Annotated in this window: 2 protein-coding genes; both read right to left on the bottom strand. The window is 64.2% G+C overall.

Going from position 1 to position 1,062, the window contains the following annotated elements:
• On the bottom strand, positions 1-454 hold a 454-nt coding region (locus DD606_RS25475), incomplete at its 3' end, for an MFS transporter (RefSeq protein WP_129259517.1).
• The coding region (locus DD606_RS25470; RefSeq protein ID WP_255573134.1) for a histidine kinase at positions 447-1,062 on the bottom strand (616 nt) is incomplete at its 5' end. The genes DD606_RS25470 and DD606_RS25475, both read right to left, overlap by 8 nt.

Raw genomic sequence — 1,062 nt, 5'->3', positions numbered from 1 at the left:
AGCCGCCGCGCTCGTTGCGTGAGTACCAGGCGGTCAGCAGGCGGGCGCAGACCGGCGCGCCCCAGCCCTGGAAAAAGGCGTTCAGCGCCCACAGCAGGGCGAAGGCCCAGAGCGAGGTGGAGAAGCCAAACAGAATATTCACCACGCCGGTGGCGATCAGCCCGACGCCCATAAAATAACGCGCGTTGGAGCGATCGCTGACGATGCCGGAGAAGAACTTCGACAGGCCGTAGGTGATGTAAAACAGCGTCGCCAGCAGGCCGATGTCGGTGCGGGTCATCACGCCGCTCGCGAGGATCTCCGGCGCGGCGGCGTTGAAGCTTTTGCGGGTAAAGTAGAACAGCGCGTAGCCGAGCCAGATGGTAATCAGGATATGGCGACGCCAGTAGCGGTAGCGGGAGTCGATTTCCGCTTTGTTGCTTAGCGGGGCGGCGCTGGCGGGGGTTTTAAACATGATGCGTCCTTAACGGCAAACTGACGCTGACGCGCGTCCCGTGGGTGCAGGAGAGGCTCAGCGTGCCGCCAAGCGCCTTTACGCGCTCGCGCATGCCCGCCAGGCCAAAGCCCTGCTGGCCGGAGCCCGGCGGCAGGCCGCAGCCGTCGTCTTCAATTACCAGCATCAGGCGCTCGTCCTGCTGCCAGCCCTGGATCGTGACCGCGCTGGCACTGGCATGTTTGACGATATTGTTCAGCCCCTCCTGACAGACGCGGAACAGGGTTACGCGCTGGCCTTCGCTCAGCGCAGGTTCGCTAATGCGCCAGTCGAGATGGCTGACAATGCCGCGGCTTTCCAGCTCCATCTCGCGCATCAGAGAGCGTACCGCCTGCTCCAGGGAGAGATCGTCAAGCTGGCGCGGGCGCAGCCGCCCTAACAGGCGACGAACGGAATCATAGACGCCCAGCGAAAGCTGTTCGATATGCGCCCCGCCCTGCTTCACGCCCGCGTTTTCTGCCGCCAGGCGCTGAACAATGCCCGCCTGGGTACGGATGGCGGTGATGGTCTGGCCGATGTCGTCGTGCAGCTCGCGGGCAACCTCTTGCCGCACGCTCTCTTCCGTCTCC

It is taken from the genome of Enterobacter cloacae complex sp. GF14B (assembly GCF_004136805.1).
In the GTDB taxonomy this organism is placed as follows: domain Bacteria; phylum Pseudomonadota; class Gammaproteobacteria; order Enterobacterales; family Enterobacteriaceae; genus Enterobacter; species Enterobacter hormaechei_C.
This window is presented reverse-complemented; position numbering and strand designations above follow the sequence as displayed.